The organism is Aeromonas aquatica (genome assembly GCF_000764655.1).
Taxonomy (GTDB): domain Bacteria; phylum Pseudomonadota; class Gammaproteobacteria; order Enterobacterales; family Aeromonadaceae; genus Aeromonas; species Aeromonas aquatica.
The window spans coordinates 100,992-122,988 of the sequence record NZ_JRGL01000104.1 but is presented as its reverse complement, the minus strand read 5'-3'; the positions used below and the strand labels follow the sequence as shown (position 1 = coordinate 122,988).

Below are 21,997 nucleotides of genomic sequence, written 5' to 3'. Positions count from 1 at the left end.
TCAATGTTGTTACAACCTACCAATACAGCAAAGTCCAGACAGTTGCTGAATGAGACCATGGCCCTGGTTCTCGCTGGAGGGCGGGGCAGTCGCCTCAAGCAGTTGACAGACAGCAGGGCAAAACCGGCGGTGCATTTCGGCGGCAAGTTCCGCATCATCGATTTCGTGCTCTCCAACTGCATCAACTCCGGCATCCGCCGGGTCGGTGTGGTCACCCAGTACAAGTCCCACAGCCTGCTGCGCCACCTGCAGTCGGGCTGGTCCTTCCTGCGCTACCAGATGAACGAATTCATCGAACTGCTCCCCGCCCAGCAGCGGGTGGATGAGGTCAGCTGGTATCGCGGCACCGCCGATGCGGTCTATCAGAACCTGGACATCATTCGCGAACACGGCCCCAAGTACGTGGTGGTGCTGGCGGGGGATCACATCTACAAGATGGACTACGCCGCCATGTTGCTCGATCACGTCAACCTGGGCGCCAGGGTGACGGTGGCGTGCATCGAGGTGCCCCGCCAGGAGGCCAGCGCCTTCGGGGTGATGGCGGTGGATGCGGATCGCAAGATCAACGCCTTCGTCGAGAAGCCGGTCGATCCCCCCGCCATGCCCGGCAAGGCCGACACAGCGCTGGCCTCCATGGGGGTCTACATCTTCGACGCCGAGTATCTCTACCAACTGCTGGAAGAGGATCTTGCCAACGACGACTCCCACCACGATTTTGGCATGGACGTGATCCCGCGGGTGGTCAAGGAGGGCACCGCCTATGCTCACCCGTTCGGCCTCTCCTGCGTCGGCTGCTGTCAGCAAAAAAAACCCTACTGGCGCGATGTGGGCACGGTGGACTCCTTCTGGGAGGCGAACATGGATCTCGCCTCGGTGACCCCTGAGCTCGATATCTACGATCAGGACTGGCCCATCTGGACCAGCCAGAAGATGACGCCCCCCGCCAAGTTCGTGCAGGACAGACACGGCCAGCATGGCATGACCATCAACTCCCTGTTCTCCGGCGGCACCATCGTCAGCGGCTCCTTCATCGTGAGCTCTGTGTTGTTCACCAACGTGCGGGTCGACTCCTTCTGCACCCTGGATCAGGCGGTGATCTTCCCCGGGGTCGAGATAGGGGCCGGCTGCCGGCTGCGCCGGGTGGTGATCGACAAGGGTTGCAAGCTGCCGGAAGGGCTGGTGGTGGGGGAAAACGCCTGCGAAGATGCCCGCCGCTTCCACCGCTCCGAGCAGGGCATAGTGCTGGTCACCCAGGAGATGCTGGCCGCGCTGTGAGTCCGGGCCGCCCTCCGGGCACGGCACGAAAACAAAAAGGACCCGCCATCGGCGGGTCCTTTTTTACTGATGAAGCGCGCTAATACACGGAAATCAGCACCGCTGGATCAGGCCTATCTGGCCGGGTTCGCACCACTCGAACATCACCTCCTGGCTCTTGCCGCAGCAACTGCCGCCACACACCTGGGTCTCCCGCTTGGCGACGCGGCCCTTGCGCATCCAGACCCCGAGCATGGCCTCCACCGCATCCTCCGAGGTGTGGAAGTGGCGAGCCAGCTCCCGCCGGCTCACCCTCTGCTGTACGGCGAGGTAGTCACCCAGTTCCCGCAAGATCATAGTGCCACCACCTTGCGCGCGACTATGTCACCGTGACGACGGCCGAACCACCAGAGCAGCACCAGAGAGAGGCCATAGCTCGCGACCCACAGCAGGCTCTGCTCGGGGTGGGCGGCAAAGGTGGCCAGCTGATAGAAGACGGTGGCGCACAGGAAGGCCGTGTAGTTGCACCAGGCGGCGGTGAACAGGGCCCACTGACGACCGGTTTCCCGCACCAGGGCGCCCATGGCGGCGGCGCAGGGCATGTAGAGCAGCACGAACAGCAGGTAGGCAAAGGCCCCGGCCATGCCGTCGAAGTGGGTCTGCATATTGCCGTAGGTGGAGGTGTCGACCTCTTGCGCCTGCGCGGCGGCTTGCTGGTCTTCCAGCTCACCCACCTTGAGCCCCATGGGATCGCTCGGATCGATGTCGGCCAGGTTGGCGGGGATGGTGGCGAGCGCCTCCTGCAGGCTGCCCAGCAGGGAGTATTCACTCTCTTCCTCATCCCCGGTGTTGCCGGCGTAGAGGCTGTTGAGGGTGGCCACCACGGCCTCCTTGGCAAAGATGCCGGTCAGGATGCCGACCGTCGCCTGCCAGTTCTCTTCCCGTATGCCGATGGGATGCAGCACAGGCGTCACCGTCTGGCTGAGCTTGCTCAGCACCGAGTCCTCCTGATCCTGGTTGCCGAAGCTGCCGTCTGTACCCAGCGAATTGAGCACGCTCAGCACCGCCACCATCAGCACTATGGTCTTGCCGGCGCCGAAGATGAAGGCCTTGAGTTTTTGCCAGGTGCGGATCCCCACGTCCACCGGACGGGGCCACTCGTAGTCCGGCATCTCCATCACCATGGACTCGCTCTTGCCCGGCAGCAGGGTGCTGCGCAGGAACAGACCGGTGAGCACCGCCACCAGGATGCCGAAGAGATAGAGGCCGAACACCAGGTTCTGGCCGGATTCGGGGAAGAAGGCCACCGCGAACAGGGCATAGACCGGCAGACGGGCGCCGCAGGACATGAAGGGCGCCATGGCCGAGGTCATCAGCCGCTCGCGCTCCGAGTTGAGGGTGCGGGTCGCCATCACGGCAGGCACCGTGCAGCCAAAGCCCATCAGCATGGGTACGAAGGCCTTGCCGGGCAGACCGAGGCGACGCATCAGGGCATCCACCACGAAGGCGGCTCTCGACAGATAGCCGGAGCTCTCCAGCACGGCGAGGAACAGGAACAGGCAGCCCACCACGGGGATGAAGGTCGCCACCGTCTGCAGACCGGCGCCAATGCCGTCCGCCAGCACGGCCCCCAGCCAGTCCGGCGCATCAACCAGCCCCAGCAGATGGTGGATCCCGTCCACGAACAGGGCGCCCCCCATGATGTCGAAGAAATCGATGAAGGCGCTGCCCACCTTGATGGCGAACATGAACATCAGGTACATCACCAACAGGAAGAAGGGGATGCCAATCCAGCGGTTGAGCAGCGCCTTGTCCAGCCACTCGCTCTGGGCGACGGTGAGCTTGCCCTGATGGCGGCACGCCTGCTGGGCCCAGTGATGGATGTGGCCGTAGCGCAGGTCCGCCAGTTGCAGATCGATGTCCTGGGCGTTGTGGGCACGCTGCACCAGGTTGCCGGCCGCGGCTTGCTGACCGGCCTGCAGGGTCTCCTGCATGGCGATGTCTTCTTCCAGCAGGCGCAGGGCGCGACCACGGGCGGCCAGATGATGGGGGGCGAGCAGGGTCTCAAGCTCGGCGATATCGGCTTCCAGCGGCTGACCGTAATCGAGCACCAGCGCGGGCTGGGGTTTGCCGATGAACTGCTGGATCTGCGCCTTGAAGGCCGCCACCTGCTGGCGATTGTGGGCCGAGAGTGACACCACGGGGCAACCCAGCGCCTGGGCGAGCAGGGTCTCGTCTATGGTGATCCGGCGTTTTTGCAGCAGATCGATCTTGTTGAGCACCACCACCATGGGCAGGCCCAGCTCACGCAGTTGCAGGGTCAGGTAGAGGGAGCGCTCCAGATTGGCGGCGTCGATGACGTTGAGCAGCAAGTCCGGCTGCTGGCCCTGCACGAAGCGGCTGGCGATCTGCTCGTCGAGGCTCGCCTCCTGATTGGCCAGGGCATAGATGCCGGGCAGGTCCATCAGCTGATAGTCGTGACCCCCGGCGGAGAATTCGCCCATCTTCTTGTCGACGGTGACCCCGCTCCAGTTGCCCACCTGCTGGCGGGCACCGGTCAGGGCGTTGAACAGCGAGGTCTTGCCGCTATTGGGATTGCCGACGGTAACCAGGTTGTAGCTCATACCGGTTTGACCTCGACTCGTTGTACCAGGCTCTGCTGTTGAAAGGGGTTCATAACACTTCCACCTCGATTTGCTGCGCCAGGCTCTTTTGCATGGAGAGACAGATACCCTGGCACTGGATCTGGAGCGGATCACCGAGCGGTGCCGTGCGCAGATAGATGACTTCAGTCTGAGGCAGCAGGCCCATCACCATCAGCTTGCGTCGTAGCGGGCGCGTCAACTGGTTCATGTTCTTGATGCGAGCACTCTGCCCCGGCGACAACTGTGTGAGAACCATGACTGACTCCTGAAGTTAAACAAGAATAATTCGCTTTTAGTCGGGGAATTATAAGCTGTGCCCCCAACTTTTATTTGCGTAAAATCAAACTCCGCTCAGCTAACTCACAAAGATTTACCATGACCCCAGACAACAACAGCCGCCTGGTCTATAGCACGGACGGCGGCATGATCAAGGAATCCACCAGCGCCCAACCCGCCTCCCCCTTCCCCACCGATGGGGTGGTGCGCATTCGCCGCGAGACCAAGGGCCGCAAGGGCGCCGGTGTCATCACCATCCACGGGGTGCCGGCAGATCAGCAGAAAACACTGGCGACCCTGCTCAAGAAGAAATGCGGTACCGGCGGTGGTCTGAAAGACGGGATCATCGAGATCCAGGGGGACAAAAGGGACCTGATCAAGGCCGAACTGGAGAAGGCCGGCTTCAGCGTCAAGCTGGTGGGCGGCTGATCTGCTTGTCTCCTTTCGGCTTTTTCCCTAGAATGCCCGCTCCCATCGAGGGGGAGTAGTCTCGCCGCCGGTTCCGCTTTTAGCCAACGCCGACGCGCGATCCTGATCAACATACTTGGTGCCAACTCACCATGGTCAGGATGATCCGGGCAATGCCGGATTTGACAAGACCTTTGACGGGCCAGTGCCAATACCGGGGACGGATGGCGCAGGCTTGTCATAGGTATAACAATTCCGTCCCCCGGTTATTTTTTATGGAAGCCTTGTTAACCTCAACCCTGAGCGTGGCCATCGCCGAAATCGGCGACAAGACCCAGCTGCTGGCGTTGCTGCTCATCTGTCGTTTTCGAAAACCCTGGCCCATCATTGCCGGCATGCTGGCGGCGACCCTGCTCAACCACGCGGGTGCCGCCTGGATAGGCGGGTTCATCAGCAACTGGCTGGATCCCAAGGTGATGACCTACCTGGTGGCGGCGGCCTTCATCGCCATGGCGGTCTGGATCCTGGTGCCGGACAAGATGGACGATGAGAAGAGTTCCCTCGACAAGTACGGCCCCTTCATGGCCACCTTCGTGCTGTTCTTCATCGCCGAGATCGGGGACAAGACCCAGATAGCCACAGTGCTGCTGGCGGCCAAGTACGACTCCCTCACTCAGGTCATCGCCGGTACCACCCTCGGCATGATGCTGGCGAACGTGCCCGTGGTGCTGCTCGGCAAGCTCGGCGCCGACAAGCTGCCCCTCAAGGGGATCCGCATCGCCTGCGCCGTGCTCTTCGTGGGGCTCGGCGTCAGTACCCTGCTCTTCGTCTGAGTTGGCCTTCATAAGGTAGGGAGGTCAGCGTGAGCACTGACTTACCCCGCCAGCGCGCCAATCACATCAAGCCCCGATCCCAGATCGGGGCTTTTTTGTGCCTCCCTGCTGTGCCTCCCTGGCCGCCCATGCCGCTCTCCCCGCAACCTGGCCACTGTCGCATCCACCCGGTCGGGGTCTGCCCCGGGCCGCCGCACCGTGCCATAATGCGACAAACACAAGTACAGACAGGCACTTGGGAGCCTCGCCATGCACCTCACCTCAAGACAGACCCTGCTCGACTGGGTCAGACGCGGCCGCCTCGCACCGGCAAACCTGCCGGCCGCCCTGGCGCTGATGGGCCTTCCCCCCGCAAGCGCGCGCTGGCAGTGGCTGTTCGACAGGCTGCTGCTCTGGCTCGGCAGCCTGTGTCTGGGCGCCGGCCTGGTCTTCTTCGTCGCCTTCAACTGGCAGGAGCTCGGCCGCCTCTCCCGCCTCGCCCTGCTGGAGCTGCCCCTGCTCGCCATGCTGGTGCTGCTGTGGCGCAAACCCATGACGGACACCCCTCGCCAGGCCCTGCTGCTGGCCATCGCCCTCAATATCGGTGCCCTGCTGGCGCTGGTGGGCCAGACCTATCAGACCGGCGCCGATCCCTGGCAGCTGTTCGCCACCTGGGCCCTGCTGCTGTTGCCCCTGGCGGCGCTCGGCATGAGCCCACTGCTCTGGACCCTGAGCTGGCTGCTCGGCCAGCTGGCGCTGGTGCTCTACTGGCGGCTCGGCCTGTTCGGCTTCTTCTTTGCGTTCGATGAGCAGGCCCTCGGCTGGTGCCTGACCCTGTTCAACGCCGCGCTCTGGGGCGCGCTGCTGCTGGTGCCCGCCCGCGTCAGGCTGATGCCCTCCTGGCTGGCGGGGCTGGCGGCCGGGCTCGGTGTCACCTTGCTCGCCCTGCTGGCACTGTTCGATGCCGCCTCCCCCTGGGTCTGGCCCGCCTGGATCGGCTGGCTCGCCGCCGCCTATCTGCGCTGGCACCACAGATTCATCGCCGGGCTCGCCATGGGGTGCCTGAGCCTTATCGCCGTCACCCTGGCGGCGCTTGGCAAGTGGATGGAGCCGGACGTGAACGGTTTCCTGCTGCTGAGCCTGATCGCCATCGGCCTCTCGGTCCTGGCCAGTCGCTGGCTGCAACAACAACGGAGGCAACATCATGTGTAATCTGACCCATTGGCAGACCACGATGGCTGGCCTTTATCGCCATCGTACTCTCATCACTGTCGTCGCCAGCCGCTGGCTGCAACAGCAACGGAGGTCCCATGGCTGAGCTGACTCCCTGGCAGCGGCTGCTGGCCGCGGATCTGGTCGAAGGCGAGACGCCGCTCGACGATCAACCCCACTGGTCGAGCCGCTTCCTGCTCGGCATGGTGGGCTGGATAGCCGCCCTCTTCCTGCTGTTCTTCCTGTTCATGGCCTTCGAGGGTGTCATCCGGGAGGCCAACCACGCCCTCGCCATGGGCGGCCTGCTGATGGTTGCTGCCCTCGCCCTCAACCGCCAGGCCAAACGCAACGATCTCTGGGATCAGTTCGTGCTGGCGCTGGCGCTCGCCGCCGATGCCTGGCTGCTCTATGGCCTGATCGACAGGATCGATCTGCACTCGGCCCCCCTCTGGCTCGGTCTCTGTCTTCTCTCGTCAGGCATCGCCGCCCTGTTCGAGCACTGGCTGATCCGGCTGTTTCACAGCTTCGCCGCCGCCTTGCTGCTCACCCTGGGGCTGGCCTGCCTCGGCCTGCAACTGCTGGCCCTGCCGCTGGTGATGGCGGCGCTCACCGCCTGCTGGCTGCTGGCCGAGCGCCAACCGACCCGCCATCAGCTCTATGAATCCCTCACCCTGGGGCTGGCCCTCTCCCTGCTGGTGCTGGGCCGCCTGCACCATCCGCTGTGGGAGAGCGGTGGCAGCGTGCTCGACGAGCTGGGGCGCTCCCGCCTGCCGCTCTGGCTCAACCCCGTGCTGTGCGCGGCCCTGTTGCTCGGGGTCATGGTGAAATTGAAACTGCCGTTGCTCTATGGCCTGCCGCTGGTGCTGATCAGCGCCATCATTCCCGGCATGGGGGCCGGCGCCCTGGTGCTGGTGCTCGGTTTCTATGCCGGGAGTCTCGGGCTGATGACACTGGCGGGCCTGCTGCTGCTCGGCTTCGGCTCCCTCTACTACTACGATCTGGGGCTGACCCTGATGACCAAATCCTGGCTGCTGCTGGGCTCGGGGGCCCTGCTGCTAGGGGCTCGCCAGTTGTTGAAAATCCTCGGCAAGGAGATCCCATCATGAGACGCCTCGCCCTTGTGCTGACCGGCCTCGCCCTGCTGATCGGGGCTCATCAACGACTGAAAATGCCGAACAGGGGGATCCCATCATGAGACGCCTCGCCCTTGTGCTGACTGGCCTCGCCCTGCTGATCGGGGCTCATCAACGACTGAAAATGCCGAACAGGGGGATCCCATCATGAGACGCCTCGCCCTTGTGTTGACCGGCCTCGCCATCCTGGCGGGCATCAACTTCAGCGTCTGGCGTTTCGAGCGCGCCATGAGCAGCGGCGAGGTGGTGCTGCTGCGCCTCGCCCCCGTCGATCCCCGCTCCCTGATGCAGGGGGATTACATGCGGCTGAACTACGAGATAGCGCGCCAGCTGGTGAGCCTGGGTCAGGAGAAGGCGGCGACCGATACCCTGGTCATCCGGCTCGATGAGCATCAGGTCGCGCACTGGGTGACCGACGGCAAGGCGCAGGCACTCGAGGCAGATCAGCGCCTGTTGCAAGCCCGCCGCCAGGATGGCCAGTGGCGGATAGGGCCGGATGCTTACTTCTTCGAAGAAGGGACGGGGGAGCAGTTCGAGGCCGCCCGCTATGGCGAGTTCAGGTTGCAGGCCGATGGCAAGACCCTGCTGGTCGGCTTGCGTGACGAGCAGTTCAAGCCCATCGGTCACATCCGGGCGGCCTGGTAGCCGGCCCTCTCCCCACATCGATTCGATGCGCCGGCCCCCTCGCGGGGCTGGCGCCGTTCAGGCCGCGCGGGCGGCGGCCTGAACGGCCTGACTACACTTGAGGTGCGCACACAGCCTCAGGATGGTCGGGATGAGAAGATGGATACCCTTGGTCACAGTCGCCGCCCTCGCCGCCGCCTCCTGGGGCGGGTCAGGCAGGGCCCAGGCCAGCCCGGCACTCGGCCAGCTGCACTACCTCACCGAAGAGTACAGACCCTATAACTTCACCGGCGAAGACGGCAAGCCCAGCGGCCTGGCCGTCGAGTTGCTGCAACTGGTGTGGCAGAAGACAGGCACCCCGCCGCAAGAGATCAGCATGCTGCCCTGGGCCCGGGGCTACTACCTGCTGACCCAGAAACCCAACGCCGTGCTCTTCTCCACCGCCCGCACCGAGGCACGAGATCCCCTGTTCAAGTGGGCCTGCCCCATCGGCTATGCCGAAATCGTGCTGATGGGGCTGGCGGAGCGAAACATCCAGCTCGACAAGCTGGAGGATGCCCAGCGCTACAACATCGGCGCCGTGCGCACCGACGTGGGGGAGCAGCTCCTGCTCAACGGCGGCTTCGATGAGCAGAAGATCATGGCCGCCAACCGCCTCTCCCAGGCCCTGCGGATGCTCACCTCGGGCCGGGTCGATCTCGTCTCCACCAACAAGACCACGATGCAGGACCTGATCCACAACCAGCAACTGGATCCCGCCCAGTTCAAGGTCACCTGGGTGCTGAGCTCGGAGCAATTCTGCTTCGCCTTCAGCCACCCGGTCGATGATGAGCTGGTCAAGGAGTTTCAGCGCGGCCTCACCCAGGTGCTGGCCAGCGAGGCGTTCCAGCGGCTCCAGCACAAGTACTTCCCGGCGCCCTAATCGCCTCACCGGCAACAGGCTCTTCCTTGTTGCCGCTCACCCCGATACCCGGACTCTGCACCAACGTGCCGGCTCCCCGCTTCCCCACCCCATGTTCCGCCGCCCCCTGAGATCGCCTATAAAACCATGCAATTTAGGCACTTGCAGCAGCTATGGGGGGTAGATTGGACCGCGTTGGCTCCGTAAGATAGGCGCGCTATCTGCCGCCTGCTCAGGCAAAGACCCAGCACGCGGCCGCAACCCGGCGCGGCGAGACAGGCCGCCTGCCCGTCAGTTCACACAGTCAGGATCAACGATGAACCATCAATGGAAGCTGTTAGCCGGGATCGCCCTCTGCGCCCTGCTAGGGGGATGTGGCAACAAGACCACCGGCAAGGCATGTCTGGGGGCCGACAACGACTCGCTGGTCGAAGGCATGCAGGAGCAATGCAAGGCCGGCGATACCGTGGCCACCAAGCACCCGGCCTATTTCTGCGACTTCCACTACGCCGTGGCCTACAACGGCTACAACTCCGCCATTTGCATCTATTCGGGGGCGCAAAAACCGGAGAGAACCACAGAAAAATCATGACGAGGCAGATGGAAACACCACTGCTGCGTGGGAATGGCATATAAAATGCCATAGGGTAAGGGTGGATTGTTACCCTCCCTCGCCCCAGAAGCGCCGCTCGGGGGCTTTTTCAGGCAAACGGCGAGGAGTCGGGGGAAGCGGGGCCGTTATTTGACCCGCATCAGCCGATGGCTGGCGCTGCCCAGCTCGAGCTGAATAGCCTGCGAGCGCCGCATCTGGTCCACCTGCTGCACCATGCCCGCATCGTATCCCTTGCGGATCATCCACTGCATGGGCTCCTCGAAGCTGCCCTCGTTGACGATGAAGGTGTCGGTGTAGGCCTCATTGACGATGCTGACCACCCAGATGCGCTGCTGAAACTCCGAGAGCTCGGCAAAGAGCGCGGCCGCTTTTGACGCCAGCGCGCGATAACTGCTGATAAACCGGTTTGCCATGGCGAAGTGATCCGGGTTGATGTGGGGGCAAGCATCCTAACATCGATGGCGAAAAAGCGGCAATCCGGGCATTCACGCCGCCGTGCCGTGCGCGCCCCGCCAAACTATCAACGGAGCCGTCTCAGGAGGCCAGTGCGCGGCGCTGGCGCTTGATCTCATACATGCTCGCATCGGCCTGGCGCAGGGCGTCATCGATGCTGGTGTGCACAGGATCGACCGCCACCACCCCCACGCTGGCGCCGGGGTAATAGAAGCCCTCGGGCGTCAACGGCAGCTGGACCACGCTGTGCTCGAACAGCCGGCGCTGGAAACAGTGCACGGCGGCATCGACAGTGTCATCGCCGTGGAAAGGCCCCATGCCCACGGCGACGAACTCATCCCCGCCGACCCGCGCCAGCAGATCGCCGCTACGCAGGGCCGCCACCAGTTGCCGCGCCACGGCTTGCAGCAGCAGATCGCCGGCGTCATGGCCGTGGGTATCGTTGATGGCCTTGAAGCCATCGAGATCGATGAAGGCGATGAGCACAGGGTGCCCGGCACGCTCCGACAGGGAGAACAACCGAGTGAGTTCGTGCATCAGGGCCCGCCGATTGGGCAACCCGGTCAGGGGATCGCACAGCGCCTGGCGCGACAGCTCGTGATTGGCCTGCTGCAACTGCTGCAGCAACTGCTCCCGCTCCACATGCTCGGCGATCAGCCGGGCAAAGAAGGCGATCAGGTGCTCGGAGCCCGCCACCAGAGGCTTCTGTCCCGCGCTGGCGCCACACAGGGTGCCATAGAGCGAGCCAGAAGGGGTGCGCACCGGGCTGCTCAGATAGGTGCGAATGCCCAGGTCCCTGGCCGCATCCGAATCACTCCAGCAGTCGGCGACGTTGTCGGTATAGATGCGCCCCTCATCGATCGCCCGCCGACACAGGGTATCGCTCCAGTCCACCGTGATCCCCTCCGGGATCTGCAGCTCTGCCGCGTTGCGGGCATAGCGGACGCTCTGTTTGCCCTCCCCGAGGTCTATCTCGGTGAGATAGGTCGACTCCAGCCCGGTCACCGCCTCCAGCATCTCCAGCAGCGGCCGCGTCAGGCTCTCCAGATCCCGCGCCTGTGTGACCCGCTCCGACAGGGCCTGCAATATCTTGTCCATGCACATCTCCCAGCTTGCATGTAAAACCCGCACACCATAACCAAGGGGGGCACTCCCCCACAAGCAGGGCGAGGGTCCGGGCCGGAGAAATCCGGGCCTTTTCACGCTTTGGCCGCCCCGCCGCCATGACTTTTCCCGGCAATCTGACTCGCTCGCGGCCACAATGTTGAGCCAGCGCAAATATTCATTCATTTCTGATGCTTGCATCACTAATTTCATGGATCGGGTCAAGCTGGCTCCGTAGGATGGTAACGGGTGCCCGTTGGCCCCCTTCCCTGACGATCGTCCACGACGCACTCTGGCAGCCACAGTCAGGCGGTAGCGTCCTTGGCGGATGCCAGCCCGGCATCCCGCGCCTCGGCAAGATGCGAGGACCTTGTCCTCGACCAGTGCAATCCGTTAGCGTCTCGGGCTTTCGGTTTGATCCCTTCGTCCCTTGGGGGAGAGGGTTAGGGTGAGGGGTTACCAACCTTATTTGGCATGGCTTCGCCAGTAGGGTCGAGTAGGGTCGATTAGCGAAGCGTAATCGTCCGCGGTAACAGTCCCCTCCTCCCAACGGGAGAGGCGTAGGGTGCAATAAGCACAGCGCATTGCACCACGGTAACCATCCCCTCTCCCCTTGCGGGAGAGGGTTAGGGTGAGGGGTGGGGTGAGGGGTGGGTAGCGGCATTGCCTGACGAATGCCGCCCCACGTCTCAATGGCACGGCTTCGCCATGCAGGACACGAGGGCGCTGCCCTCGACGGGGTTTCGCCGCCGCTACGCGGCTTGGCGAGTGACTTTGGAAAGACCCAAAGTCACCAAAAGTCTTCTCCCCCACTTGTTCGCCCTCCTTCGTCGGGTTCCCTCGGTTCACCCGTTTGTCCCACGGCACGCGCCGATGGGCTTTGACCTCCACCATCCTTGGCGTCGGTCAAAGTCCGCTGCGGACATCCTTGTCCTTGCGCCAAACCGGGCCGAGCGTTGCTCGTCCAATTCCGGTTTGGCCCCTGGCCCAGCGGCGCTCGCTCGGCATCCTGCCTCGCGGCCTGGACAAACGGGCTCACCTCGGCGAACAACAGGGGGCCAGAACCAACCCGTAACCCCGAGGTTAGTTAACAACCGTCTGTTGTATATTTAGGGCAATGAATGGGAGAATAATTATCTCTGAATTTTCCCTTAGTCCACCTCATAGCAAAGCAATTTTGTCATATCTATACAGCAAGTCACATCAACTTGATTGCATAGGTTAAAAAGTAACGTGTGAGCACAGCAGAATGCTGCTCTCACATATACCAAGGGAAAAATAGTGAATATTCCTCCTAACTCAACCTTATATGTGAATAAAATTTTAATCACTTTAGCTTTATAATGGATTCAACTACATGAGCGATATTGTTAACAAACTTATTGAGGCTGTAGAAAAAGGTAATGTATGGGTAGCTTTAACAGTCGTAGCCGTTGCGATTATTTTTAATTTGCGAACTCTATTTAGTTTCTTTGAGGAGAGACAGAAAGCTAGAATAATAAAGCTAGAAGCCGCTATACAATGTCCTCAAATCGTAGGTTCGACTAAGTCTCATTTAGAAAATGAACTTGCTGCAGAGCATTTCAAAATAACTACCGGAATGCGATTAGAAAAAGAAATGCGAGAATCATTAATTAATCTACATAAGAAAAGCCATGGAGAGATATCGTTTGCTCACTTTAAAAGAGGGCTGCCTCATATTTTTTATAAAAACAAAAGGGTCGTCATAGAAATTAGTTTTATTGAATATGCATTATTCGTCTTCAATCTACTGTTTGGAATTGCTCTGATATTTGCAGGGTTATTTTTCATGGTATTGCCAACAGATAGATCTATTACATGGATAGAGCTATTTTCACAAATAGGACTAGGGTTTATTTTTATCACCACAGCATTATTCATGCTCACTCAAACATTTCCAATAATGTCTGCCAATCGAGTGAAAAAACTAATACAAAAAATAAATGCCATGGATTAATGCCACTTCTCTTAAAAAAACAATCAACATCTAGCTTGATAGACATAACGTTTAATAAACCCACACCAATTATTAATTTTTTGCATGTAACTTCATATAAACGTTGATCTTAACAGAAAACATTTTCATTAACCAACAACATTAACATTACTCACATTTCCAACCCACGATGAAAATAAAGGGACTTATAAATGCAATTTGATAAAGAATTACTTGGTAAGATATTAGACCCAATTCATGGTATAATCCGCTTAAGTGAATTGGAAATAAAATTCATTAATCACCCCCTATTTCAGAGGCTAAGAAATATAAAGCAGAATACTTTTTTATATAAAGTTTTTCCCTCAGCAATGCATAGTAGGTTTGAACACTCTCTCGGCGTTATGCATCTATCATATGAAATATTAAAGAATTTAAATTTAAATTCATATAGATATCAAAATAAATATAGTGATGGTAGAATTTTTAATAATATTGAGCACCTTCCTTTAAGTAATATTCGGGAACTGAGATTGGCAGCTCTATTACATGATCTTGGCCATGGTCCTATGTCTCATCAATTTGATTCATTTATGTGCAAAAAAGAGGATTTATCAGAACATCTTGGACAGGACTTTAGTGATATTTTCAAGATGATTTCCAATGGTGCCACCATTGACCATGAGCATATGTCTGCGATCTTCATAAAAATTATTTATAATAGCTTGAATGATGAATTACGCAATTCAATAGACATTGACAATGTCATAAGTATTATCGAGAGCAAATATAAAAATAATAGAATGACAGTAAATTTTGGTGATAAAAGCTTAGACATCCTTCCCCTATTTACATCTATAATATCATCCTGCCCTATTGATGCTGACCGAATGGATTATCTTCTAAGGGACAGTTATTTTTCCGGTGTGAAATGTGGTATCTATGATTACAACAGGCTCTTTATGTCTATTGTGCCTGTTATCGATAATAATCAAGTGTTTTTGGCATATAAAGAAAGTGGGATTGACTCTATTGTTGAGTTTATAAATGCCAGATCAAGTCTATTTGGGCAAGTTTATTACCACAAAACAAATAGAGCATTTTCAGCAATGTTAGGAAATGTTTGTGAAATATCAAAAGAAAGTACATCTGGAGAGACTTTGAGCCTATTTAAACTTGAGGAACCAGATGCGGCTAACCCAGAGAGTAAGTTGGAACAACTAGAGGCCTTTTATCTAGATAATTCAGATGACTTTTTTTTAAATGAACAACTGCCAAGCTTCGTTGAGGAAAGTAAATACCATGATCTTGGCAAAAAAATACTCAACGACATCATAAACAGAAACCCTTGGTCAAAAAAATACGAATCTAAAATATACCCAAAAAACTTAAAAATAACAGACCTCACAAAGAAAGAATTCGTATCAAAACTCAAATGTGATTTACTTGAATTAATTTCCAAGACTGTCCCTAAATATAAGTTCGCTATAGACATAATGACTGACAATGCATTTAAAGATATAGATAAGACAGAAATAAAACTTCTAAGGAAAAATTTACATGGAAGCTATGATATTAAAAAGCTATCCGAAAGTGGTGACAAACTCGACAAATATCAGTCAATTAAATATTTAATTAGAATATTTATATGTAAAGAATACGAAAGTTATATATCGAATGATTTAATATCAGAGATTGAAATGCTGAAGAATAATATTGCACATGAATATTTCGATTTATAGCATATAAAGACCGCAGCCCAAGGGATGCGGTTATTAATTTCTATCTGCCAAACAGTCCGCACCCAAACCAGAACGTTATTTAGCCAGTACCATGCACTTCAATTTCCTTGCGGTGGGATAGGCTGTCAATATTAAAACTGGTATCACGGGCGGCCACGGTATTGGTTCCCCCTGCAAACCGCCGAGTCGAGTTCAACGGGTCAGGAGCGCCATCAGGGATGATGGCGCAGCCGCAGCCGGCAGGGGCCAAAGCGGATCAGGGCGAGCACTGCTCGACCCCGATTTGGCGCGAGAACAGGGAGGTTATGGCGTAGGCCAAAGTGCCGTGTGCGGCGCTCCGTCCGACCCGTTGGACGAGGCGAGGGAACCCGCGAAGCGGGCGGTTTGCCGGGGGAAAAGACTTTTGGTGTTATTTGCCAAAGAGAGCGGGTCTTTCCAAAGTCACTCGCCCCAGCCCGAAGGGCGGGCGAAACCCCTTCGAGGGCAAGGCCCTCGCGTCCTGCATGGCGAAGCCATGCCAATCAGGAGAGAGGGAACGTGTCAGCCCTCCGGCAGACCACAAACAAAAACCGCAGCCCTAGGGCTGCGGTTTTTTATTGGGTCAACCTGTTGGCTCCAACAGGGCAACCGGTCTTAGGCACGGCGCCAGCTGGTCTTGCCGGCGCTGTCTTCCAGCACGATTCCCATCTCGGTGAGACGGTTGCGGGCGGCGTCGGCGGCGGCCCAGTTCTTGTCTGCACGGGCCTGGTTGCGCTGGGCGATCAGTTGCTCGATCTCGGCCACTTCTTCATCGGCGTCATTGCCCTTGAGGAAGGCGTCCGGATCCTGCTGCAGAATGCCTAGCACGGCGCCGAGTTCGCGCAGGCGGGCACCGAGGCCCGCGGCCACGGTCAGATCTTCGGCCTTCTGGCGGTTGATCTCGCGCACCAGATCGAACAGGGCGGAGTAGGCTTCCGGGGTGTTGAAGTCGTCGTCCATCGCCTCCTTGAAGCGGGCCACCTGCTCTTCGCCACCGGCGGCGGGGGCCGCAGGCAGGTCGCGCAGGGCGGTATACATCCGCTCCAGGGCGGCGCGGGCCTGTTTCAGGTTGTCTTCCGAGTAGTTGAGCTGGCTGCGGTAGTGGCCGGACATCAGGAAGTAGCGCACGCTCTCGGCATCGTAATGAGCCAAGACGTCGCGGATGGTGAAGAAGTTGCCGAGGGACTTGGACATCTTCTCTTTGTCCACCATCACCATGCCGCTGTGCATCCAGGTGTTGACGTAGTCGCCACCGTGGGCGCAGCAGGACTGGGCGATCTCGTTCTCGTGGTGCGGGAACTGCAGATCCGAGCCGCCACCGTGGATGTCGAAGTGGTTGCCAAGGTGCTTGGAGTTCATGGCGGAGCACTCGATGTGCCAGCCGGGACGACCCGGGCCCCAGGGGCTGTCCCAGGTCGGCTCGCCGGGCTTGGACATCTTCCACAGCACGAAGTCGAGCGGATTGCGCTTGGCATCCACCACGTCGACCCGGGCACCGGCCTGCAGCTGTTCCAGATCCTGACCGGAGAGCTTGCCGTAGTCGGCGAAGGATTCGACGATGAACATGACGTCGCCGTTGTCGGCCACGTAGGCGTGATCCTTGGCGATCAGGGTCTCGACCAGATCGATGATCTCATGGATGTGCTGGGTGGCGCGGGGCTCGACGTCCGGACGCACCATGCCGAGGGCATCGAAGTCGGCGTGCATGTCGCCGATCAGCCGTTCGGTCAGCTCGTCACAGGTGACCCGGGTTTCGGCGGCGCGCTTGATGATCTTGTCGTCCACGTCGGTGACGTTGCGCACGTAGTTCAGCTCATAGCCGCTGTAGCGCAGGTAACGGGCCACCACGTCGAAGGCGACGAAGGTGCGACCGTGCCCGATATGACAGTGATCGTAGATGGTGACCCCACACACATACATGCCCACCTTGCCCGGGTGGATAGGTTTGAATTCTTCTTTTTGACGAGTGAGTGTGTTGTAGATCTTCAGCATCTTATGACCACTGCCTGTGAGTAAAATGGTCTGACATTCTAACCGCATCCGGTGGAGAAAACGAGGCGCAAACGCGCCGGATCTGGCGTTCACGCCATGTCAGCCCTATGCCGGGCGGCCTTGTTGGGCTAGAATTGCCACCACTTTATGCCACAACCCATGCAACAGCCGCGAGCCGGCTTCGTGCTCGCGCAACATTTGAAAGGACATATCATGGTTACTCTGCACACCAACCACGGCGACATCACCCTGACCCTGAATGCGGAAAAAGCCCCGGAAACCGTGGCCAACTTCCTGCAATACTGCCGTGACGGTCACTATGACAACACCATCTTCCACCGCGTCATCGACGGCTTCATGATCCAGGGCGGCGGTTATGCTCCCGGCTTCGAAGAGAAAGAGACTCGCGCTCCCATCAAGAACGAGGCGGCCAACGGCCTGTCCAACAAGATTGGCACCATCGCCATGGCCCGCACCTCCGAGCCGCACTCTGCCAGCGCCCAGTTCTTCATCAACGTGAACAACAACGATTTCCTCGACTTCAAGTCCCCGACCACCCAGGGCTTCGGCTACTGCGTGTTCGGCGAAGTGACCGCCGGCATGGACGTGGTCAACAAGATCAAGGGCGTCAAGACCGGTAACTCCGGCCGTATGCACCAGGATGTACCGGTTGAGAACGTCGTCATCACCAAGGTCACCCTTGCCGACTGATTGTTGTCTGCTGCGTAGCGATGAAACTGCGGCCCCGGCCGCAGTTTTTCCATCTGCGCGGGGCGCTCCTTCGCCCTTGGCCCAGAACTGGCGCCGTCTCGACTATCTGGCGCTCGGCAACGAGCGCCAGCGTTCGGCCCATGCCCTCCTCGGCGCCGGTCTGTGGGATGAGCTGCTGCTCCTCTGCCAGGATCTGGCACTGGTGAGCACGGTTGCCATCGGGCTCGACAGACCGGGCAGCGATCTCGATATCCTCTGCCAGCACAGGGATCCCGCCGCCCTGGCCGCCCTGCTTGCCCGCCAGGGCTGGCAGGCAAGCGACAAGGGGGAGCGGGTATGGTTGCTGGAGCACGAGCTGACCGGCCCCGATGACCGAGTCTGGCCCGTCGAGCTCTATGTCACTCCCTTCCCCATCCATACGCGCAACGGCTGGCGCCACCTCAGCCTGATGGCGGCCTTGCTGGAACACTTCGGCTGGGCGTTTTATCGGGCTGTGCTGCACCTTCGCCTCGAGCAAGGGCTCAAGGGAGAGGCGGCCATCTGCCAGCTGCTGGGGCTGCCCGGCGACCCTTATCAGGCGCTGTTGGCCCTGGAAAGGGTCGATCTGGAGCGGCTCATCTGGCAATCTTCTCCCCTTACCCATGTCCCCCGTTTCGAGGACAACCTCCCGATGCCCAGGATCTCATGAGCACCCTCTTTATCAGTGACATTCACCTAAGCCAGGCGAGGCCCGATATGACGGCCGCCCTGGTGCACTTTCTGGAACAGGACGCCCCGGGCGCCGATGCGCTCTATGTGCTGGGGGATTTGTTCGAATTCTGGATTGGCGATGACGATCCCAACCCGCTCCACCAGGAGGTGGCGGACGCCTTCCTCGCGCTGAGCCAGCAAGGGGTGCCCATCTACTTCATCCACGGCAACCGCGACTTCCTGCTGGGCCGGCAGTTTGCCAGGCGCGCGGGCATGACCCTGCTCGGCGATCCCTGCATCATCGAGCTCTACGGCGAGCGGGTGTTGCTCAGCCACGGCGATCTGCTCTGCACCCAGGATGTCGACTATCAGAAGTTTCGCCGCATCACCCAGCTGACATGGCTGCGCTGGCTGTTCCTGCGCCTGCCCCTCGGTCGCCGCCAGCGCATCGCCGGCAAGATGCGCGGCAAAAGCCAGATGGAGAATGCCAGCAAGCAGCAGTTCATCATGGATGTCACCCCGGCGGCGGTGGACGAGATGCTGCACCAACACGGCTGCCGGACCATCATCCACGGCCATACCCACAGACCCGCCATCCACGATTTCAAGCTGGACGGCAAACCGGCGCGGCGCATCGTACTGGGAGATTGGTTCGAGCAGGGCTCCGTCTTGATCTGCTCGCCGGCAGGACAACGGCTGGAGACCCGCACGCTCCCCTGAGCAGGGGTATCATAGGGGGCTTAGGTTCTCATATGACGATTTATGACCAACCCTGTCCCTGGACGGGATGCAATCCAATCCGCTGCGTATACTCTAAATCTCTTCACACAGCGAGGATGATGTTATGGGATTTATTACTTGGGTTGTATTGGGATTGATCGTCGGCATCTTGGCCAAATGGATCATGCCGGGCAAGGATGGTGGTGGTTTCTTCATGACGGTGATCCTGGGTGTGATCGGCGCCATGGTGGGTGGCTATGTCAGCACCCTGCTAGGCATGGGCACCATCACCGGCTTCAATCTGCCGAGTATTCTTATCGCTACCGTCGGCGCCTTGATCGTACTGTTTATCTACAACAAGGTGCGCACTTAAACGACCGACTGCCTCCCTGCTAGTACAAACTGTGTGTCCCCCGGTGGGCCAGGATCCGAAACCTTGGGTTTCGGATTTTTTATGGGCGCGCTTCCAGCCTGATGACACTGTCAGTGCCGCATCAGGCGAACGCATCCATCAGCAGATAAGTGCCGGGCTGCCGTTGATGCAGATCGATCAATGGCACCAGCCGCTGGAAATGCTCGGTGGCGCAGTGCGCATCCAGGGCCGCCCTGTCGGGCCACTCCTCCACAAACACGAAGTGCCCGGGATCTTTCTGATCGATGCACAGTTCATAAGAGAGGCACAGCGGCTCTGCCCTGGTCTTCTCCACCAGCTCCCGATACAGGGGCATGACCTCCTCGATGCGATCCCGCTTGATGAAATCCTGCGCGATGACTTTCAGCATGAATGACCTCTTGTTCAGCCTGACGACAATCCAGGAGGCCGACTCTAGCCCAGCCCGCCGCACGAAGCGAGCGCTGGTGTGCTGGCAGCCGGGCCGATTCATCATGATCAGACAGGCGATCAATGGCGCGCCCCCCAAAGGCGCACGACCTGACCCGGTTGGGCTCGCAATGTGAAGTGAAACGAAGAGAATTGGGGGGAAAGAGGTGGCAGAGCCGGTGCTCTGCCGTCATGGTCACACTGGTAAGGTACTACCCGTTACCACGACGCCAGTCACGGGGTCACGGTCAAGTCTGCGGTTGCACTGAAGTTCTGCCCATTGAGTATCCCGGTCGCGGTGATAGTGGTGGTACCCGCCCCGGCGGCGGTCGCCGCTCCTTTACTGCTGGCAGAGTTGCTGACGGTGGCGACCGCCACATCACTGCTGCTCCAGTTCAGGGCCGGGTTGTTGGTCAGGTCGAGAATGCTGCCATCAGAGAGTGTCGCGTTGGCGACAAAAACGGTGATGACGATAGGTTGCGACGCCGAGGGCGGCATGCTGGAGGCGGTCGTTGGGGTGAGGGCCAGATCGGTGACAACGGCATCCGTCACCTCCAACCGGGCGCTTGCCTCAAATACCTTGCCGTTCTCGGTCCCAGTGGCGTTGACGCTGGCTATCCCGGCCCCGACAGCGGTCGCACGACCAGTGGCATCGACGGTGACGATGCTGGCATCACTGCTGCTCCACTGAAGGATCACGTCATGGGTGGCATCTGTTATGGAGCCATCATCCAGAGTGACCTTTGCAATAAACTGCTGTTGCAATCCTGCCGGGATACGGCTCTCTGAGGGGGTGACTTGCAGATTGGTGATCTGCCTTGCGCCCGGGCCATTACCTCCCCCGCTCCCACTGGGCACGGGCACCATGGTTTCGGTGTCACAACTGCCTAGCAGCAGCGCCATTGTGCTGAGGAGCACATATCTCATATTGAGCACACTCATGATGGATTCCTTGAAGTTGGTGTTCGTTCAATTTTTCCCTGTCTGATCTGACGTCGTTGATGTTCAAGCGGGCGGTTCCTTTTGTGATAAAGCGTCAAGCGTACGTCAGCTTCTGCCGCTCTGCGCGCAAGAGACGGCGCCAAAAACGAGGCCATCCAAGGGCCATAGCCCCGCTCGGCTACTACCTTCCGATAGTCGCCTTGCCAGCCTGATCCCCCCTTTCTCGTGCGCGATCCTGACCCCGCCACCGGGGTTGCACGCTATGAGATTGATTCGATGGGATCTGGGTTGCTTGAGGCGGCGGCGAATGGTGTGGGAAAGGGCAGGCATGTATCGCAGCGATTGAGACCCCCTTTGCCATGCCAGATCTGCAACAAAAAATTGAGTATTTTTTGTTCTATCAAGCCGCATCTTCCGCCCATATTGGACTGGGTAGCCTCAGATGGATTGCCTGCGGGAAAATGGTACCTCGCCCTTGGTGGCGAGCTGCTTGCGGAGCCGAGGTGCATTGGGATCAGTCTTGCTCGGTCGCCCCTCCGGCTCGGTATCGGCAACCCGAACTCATTGGCAGTGTTTGGCCGAAGCGCCTCATACATGAGGGGGGTGTAGCTGGGCTAAACTCAGCGTTACCTTGTTCAGTTCGACCGATTTGTCCGGCCCGGCCGCTGGACAAGCAAGCAGTAGAGGACATGGTCATGAAAAGCTGGAAAATTTGCCTGATAGGAATACAACTCTTGCTGGCCGGTTGCGCCTCCAATGGGGGGACCACGCCTCCCCCGACCGGAGATGACGGAAGCAATGCTGGCGGTAAAAGCAGTGGCGGGGGCATGGGTGGTGGTGGCGGTAGTTACTTTACCAATCCGTCTGAAGCCCCCTAGTGCATCTTCGCGGTGCCCTCGACCTGAGTAAGACGAGCGCCGGCAGTGAGCCGGCGCTCACTGCCCAACCAGTCGCCGCCCCGCATATTCCG

General features: G+C 58.9%; 22 protein-coding genes. 14 read left to right on the top strand and 8 right to left on the bottom strand.

The annotated features are described in order from the left end of the window. Positions 1–3: 3 nt before the first annotated feature. The gene (gene glgC / locus LG30_RS0113490) at positions 4–1,275 is read left to right on the top strand and encodes a glucose-1-phosphate adenylyltransferase (RefSeq protein WP_033131214.1); all 1,272 of its coding nucleotides are present in this window, start codon (positions 4–6) and stop codon (positions 1,273–1,275) included. Between the two features lie 93 nt (positions 1,276–1,368). On the opposite strand, the gene LG30_RS0113485 is transcribed toward glgC, so the two are convergent. From LG30_RS0113485 to LG30_RS0113475, 3 genes are read right to left on the bottom strand one after another with little or no spacing between them, the layout of a single operon-like run. Beyond that, a complete protein-coding gene (locus LG30_RS0113485) occupies positions 1,369–1,611 on the bottom strand; it encodes a FeoC-like transcriptional regulator (RefSeq protein ID WP_033131213.1) in 243 nt (80 codons plus the stop codon). Further along, positions 1,608–3,878 (bottom strand): Fe(2+) transporter permease subunit FeoB, encoded by a 2,271-nt coding sequence (feoB, locus tag LG30_RS0113480; RefSeq protein WP_033131212.1) that lies wholly within the window; start codon positions 3,876–3,878, stop codon positions 1,608–1,610. The genes LG30_RS0113485 and feoB overlap by 4 nt, the downstream gene beginning before the upstream one ends. A gap of 49 nt (positions 3,879–3,927) precedes the next feature. Continuing rightward, complete coding sequence (locus LG30_RS0113475; protein ID WP_033131211.1) at positions 3,928–4,155, bottom strand: FeoA family protein; 228 nt, start codon at positions 4,153–4,155, stop codon at positions 3,928–3,930. Positions 4,156–4,274: 119 nt separating this feature from the next. Here LG30_RS0113475 and LG30_RS0113470 point away from each other — a divergent pair, with 119 nt between their 5' ends. The 7 genes from LG30_RS0113470 to LG30_RS0113440 all read left to right on the top strand — a co-directional run bounded on the left by LG30_RS0113470 (position 4,275) and on the right by LG30_RS0113440 (position 9,857). Then, entirely contained in the window at positions 4,275–4,604 is a 330-nt protein-coding gene (locus LG30_RS0113470; RefSeq protein WP_033131210.1) for a translation initiation factor, read from the top strand. A gap of 254 nt (positions 4,605–4,858) precedes the next feature. Beyond that, positions 4,859–5,416: a TMEM165/GDT1 family protein gene (locus tag LG30_RS0113465; protein WP_033131209.1), complete on the top strand. Its 558-nt coding sequence runs from the start codon at positions 4,859–4,861 to the stop codon at positions 5,414–5,416. A gap of 249 nt (positions 5,417–5,665) precedes the next feature. Beyond that, a complete protein-coding gene (locus LG30_RS0113460) occupies positions 5,666–6,607 on the top strand; it encodes a DUF2157 domain-containing protein (RefSeq protein ID WP_033131208.1) in 942 nt (313 codons plus the stop codon). A gap of 98 nt (positions 6,608–6,705) precedes the next feature. Continuing rightward, a complete protein-coding gene (locus tag LG30_RS0113455) occupies positions 6,706–7,713 on the top strand; it encodes a DUF4401 domain-containing protein (RefSeq protein ID WP_033131207.1) in 1,008 nt (335 codons plus the stop codon). A gap of 174 nt (positions 7,714–7,887) precedes the next feature. Further along, the gene (locus tag LG30_RS0113450; protein WP_033131206.1) at positions 7,888–8,385 is read left to right on the top strand and encodes a GDYXXLXY domain-containing protein; all 498 of its coding nucleotides are present in this window, start codon (positions 7,888–7,890) and stop codon (positions 8,383–8,385) included. A gap of 130 nt (positions 8,386–8,515) precedes the next feature. Continuing rightward, positions 8,516–9,286 (top strand): substrate-binding periplasmic protein, encoded by a 771-nt coding sequence (locus tag LG30_RS0113445; protein WP_033131205.1) that lies wholly within the window; start codon positions 8,516–8,518, stop codon positions 9,284–9,286. 295 nt (positions 9,287–9,581) lie between these two features. Further along, entirely contained in the window at positions 9,582–9,857 is a 276-nt protein-coding gene (locus LG30_RS0113440; protein WP_033131204.1) for a hypothetical protein, read from the top strand. Between the two features lie 146 nt (positions 9,858–10,003). Here LG30_RS0113440 and LG30_RS0113435 read toward each other — a convergent pair whose 3' ends face one another. Both LG30_RS0113435 and LG30_RS0113430 read right to left on the bottom strand, forming a co-directional pair. Further along, on the bottom strand, positions 10,004–10,291 hold the full coding sequence (locus LG30_RS0113435) for a hypothetical protein (protein WP_033131203.1): 288 nt from the start codon (positions 10,289–10,291) through the stop codon (positions 10,004–10,006). Positions 10,292–10,412: 121 nt separating this feature from the next. After that, entirely contained in the window at positions 10,413–11,429 is a 1,017-nt protein-coding gene (locus LG30_RS0113430; RefSeq protein WP_033131232.1) for a sensor domain-containing diguanylate cyclase, read from the bottom strand. Between the two features lie 1,363 nt (positions 11,430–12,792). On the opposite strand from LG30_RS0113430, the gene LG30_RS0113425 reads away from it, so the two are divergent. Beyond that, positions 12,793–13,413 (top strand): hypothetical protein, encoded by a 621-nt coding sequence (locus LG30_RS0113425; RefSeq protein WP_033131202.1) that lies wholly within the window; start codon positions 12,793–12,795, stop codon positions 13,411–13,413. Between the two features lie 191 nt (positions 13,414–13,604). Next, on the top strand, positions 13,605–15,134 hold the full coding sequence (locus tag LG30_RS0113420; RefSeq protein WP_033131201.1) for an HD domain-containing protein: 1,530 nt from the start codon (positions 13,605–13,607) through the stop codon (positions 15,132–15,134). Between the two features lie 633 nt (positions 15,135–15,767). On the opposite strand, the gene cysS is transcribed toward LG30_RS0113420, so the two are convergent. Then, positions 15,768–17,144 carry a cysteine--tRNA ligase gene (gene cysS, locus LG30_RS0113415; RefSeq protein ID WP_033131200.1) on the bottom strand — a complete coding sequence of 459 codons (1,377 nt, stop codon included), beginning with the start codon at positions 17,142–17,144 and terminating at the stop codon, positions 15,768–15,770. 213 nt (positions 17,145–17,357) lie between these two features. On the opposite strand from cysS, the gene LG30_RS0113410 reads away from it, so the two are divergent. The 4 genes from LG30_RS0113410 to LG30_RS0113395 all read left to right on the top strand — a co-directional run bounded on the left by LG30_RS0113410 (position 17,358) and on the right by LG30_RS0113395 (position 19,638). After that, complete coding sequence (locus LG30_RS0113410; RefSeq protein WP_033131199.1) at positions 17,358–17,855, top strand: peptidylprolyl isomerase; 498 nt, start codon at positions 17,358–17,360, stop codon at positions 17,853–17,855. Then, complete coding sequence (locus tag LG30_RS0113405; protein ID WP_052101068.1) at positions 17,845–18,543, top strand: DUF4269 domain-containing protein; 699 nt, start codon at positions 17,845–17,847, stop codon at positions 18,541–18,543. The genes LG30_RS0113410 and LG30_RS0113405 overlap by 11 nt, the downstream gene beginning before the upstream one ends. Further along, positions 18,540–19,265 carry a UDP-2,3-diacylglucosamine diphosphatase gene (gene lpxH, locus LG30_RS0113400; RefSeq protein WP_033131198.1) on the top strand — a complete coding sequence of 242 codons (726 nt, stop codon included), beginning with the start codon at positions 18,540–18,542 and terminating at the stop codon, positions 19,263–19,265. Before LG30_RS0113405 ends, lpxH begins: the two co-directional genes overlap by 4 nt. Before the next feature lie 124 nt (positions 19,266–19,389). Further along, positions 19,390–19,638 carry a GlsB/YeaQ/YmgE family stress response membrane protein gene (locus LG30_RS0113395; protein WP_033131197.1) on the top strand — a complete coding sequence of 83 codons (249 nt, stop codon included), beginning with the start codon at positions 19,390–19,392 and terminating at the stop codon, positions 19,636–19,638. 121 nt (positions 19,639–19,759) lie between these two features. Here LG30_RS0113395 and LG30_RS0113390 read toward each other — a convergent pair whose 3' ends face one another. Both LG30_RS0113390 and LG30_RS0113385 read right to left on the bottom strand, forming a co-directional pair. Beyond that, a complete protein-coding gene (locus LG30_RS0113390) occupies positions 19,760–20,047 on the bottom strand; it encodes a putative quinol monooxygenase (protein ID WP_033131196.1) in 288 nt (95 codons plus the stop codon). A 272-nt stretch (positions 20,048–20,319) separates the two neighbouring features. Beyond that, positions 20,320–21,027, bottom strand: coding sequence for an Ig-like domain-containing protein (locus LG30_RS0113385; protein WP_033131195.1), 708 nt, complete (start codon positions 21,025–21,027; stop codon positions 20,320–20,322). Positions 21,028–21,997 lie beyond the last annotated feature (970 nt).

Coding starts and splice junctions, on each gene's coding strand:
- glgC (WP_033131214.1), top strand. CDS start 4: ATGTTGTTACAACCTACCAATACAGCAAAGTCCAGACAGTTGCTGAAT.
- LG30_RS0113445 (WP_033131205.1), top strand. CDS start 8,516: ATGAGAAGATGGATACCCTTGGTCACAGTCGCCGCCCTCGCCGCCGCC.
- lpxH (WP_033131198.1), top strand. CDS start 18,540: ATGAGCACCCTCTTTATCAGTGACATTCACCTAAGCCAGGCGAGGCCC.
- LG30_RS0113420 (WP_033131201.1), top strand. CDS start 13,605: ATGCAATTTGATAAAGAATTACTTGGTAAGATATTAGACCCAATTCAT.
- LG30_RS0113385 (WP_033131195.1), bottom strand. CDS start 21,027: ATGAGTGTGCTCAATATGAGATATGTGCTCCTCAGCACAATGGCGCTG.
- LG30_RS0113465 (WP_033131209.1), top strand. CDS start 4,859: ATGGAAGCCTTGTTAACCTCAACCCTGAGCGTGGCCATCGCCGAAATC.
- LG30_RS0113425 (WP_033131202.1), top strand. CDS start 12,793: ATGAGCGATATTGTTAACAAACTTATTGAGGCTGTAGAAAAAGGTAAT.
- LG30_RS0113390 (WP_033131196.1), bottom strand. CDS start 20,047: ATGCTGAAAGTCATCGCGCAGGATTTCATCAAGCGGGATCGCATCGAG.
- LG30_RS0113435 (WP_033131203.1), bottom strand. CDS start 10,291: ATGGCAAACCGGTTTATCAGCAGTTATCGCGCGCTGGCGTCAAAAGCG.
- LG30_RS0113410 (WP_033131199.1), top strand. CDS start 17,358: ATGGTTACTCTGCACACCAACCACGGCGACATCACCCTGACCCTGAAT.
- feoB (WP_033131212.1), bottom strand. CDS start 3,878: ATGAGCTACAACCTGGTTACCGTCGGCAATCCCAATAGCGGCAAGACC.
- LG30_RS0113485 (WP_033131213.1), bottom strand. CDS start 1,611: ATGATCTTGCGGGAACTGGGTGACTACCTCGCCGTACAGCAGAGGGTG.
- LG30_RS0113440 (WP_033131204.1), top strand. CDS start 9,582: ATGAACCATCAATGGAAGCTGTTAGCCGGGATCGCCCTCTGCGCCCTG.
- LG30_RS0113475 (WP_033131211.1), bottom strand. CDS start 4,155: ATGGTTCTCACACAGTTGTCGCCGGGGCAGAGTGCTCGCATCAAGAAC.
- LG30_RS0113395 (WP_033131197.1), top strand. CDS start 19,390: ATGGGATTTATTACTTGGGTTGTATTGGGATTGATCGTCGGCATCTTG.
- LG30_RS0113470 (WP_033131210.1), top strand. CDS start 4,275: ATGACCCCAGACAACAACAGCCGCCTGGTCTATAGCACGGACGGCGGC.
- LG30_RS0113455 (WP_033131207.1), top strand. CDS start 6,706: ATGGCTGAGCTGACTCCCTGGCAGCGGCTGCTGGCCGCGGATCTGGTC.
- LG30_RS0113430 (WP_033131232.1), bottom strand. CDS start 11,429: ATGGACAAGATATTGCAGGCCCTGTCGGAGCGGGTCACACAGGCGCGG.
- LG30_RS0113460 (WP_033131208.1), top strand. CDS start 5,666: ATGCACCTCACCTCAAGACAGACCCTGCTCGACTGGGTCAGACGCGGC.
- LG30_RS0113450 (WP_033131206.1), top strand. CDS start 7,888: ATGAGACGCCTCGCCCTTGTGTTGACCGGCCTCGCCATCCTGGCGGGC.
- cysS (WP_033131200.1), bottom strand. CDS start 17,144: ATGCTGAAGATCTACAACACACTCACTCGTCAAAAAGAAGAATTCAAA.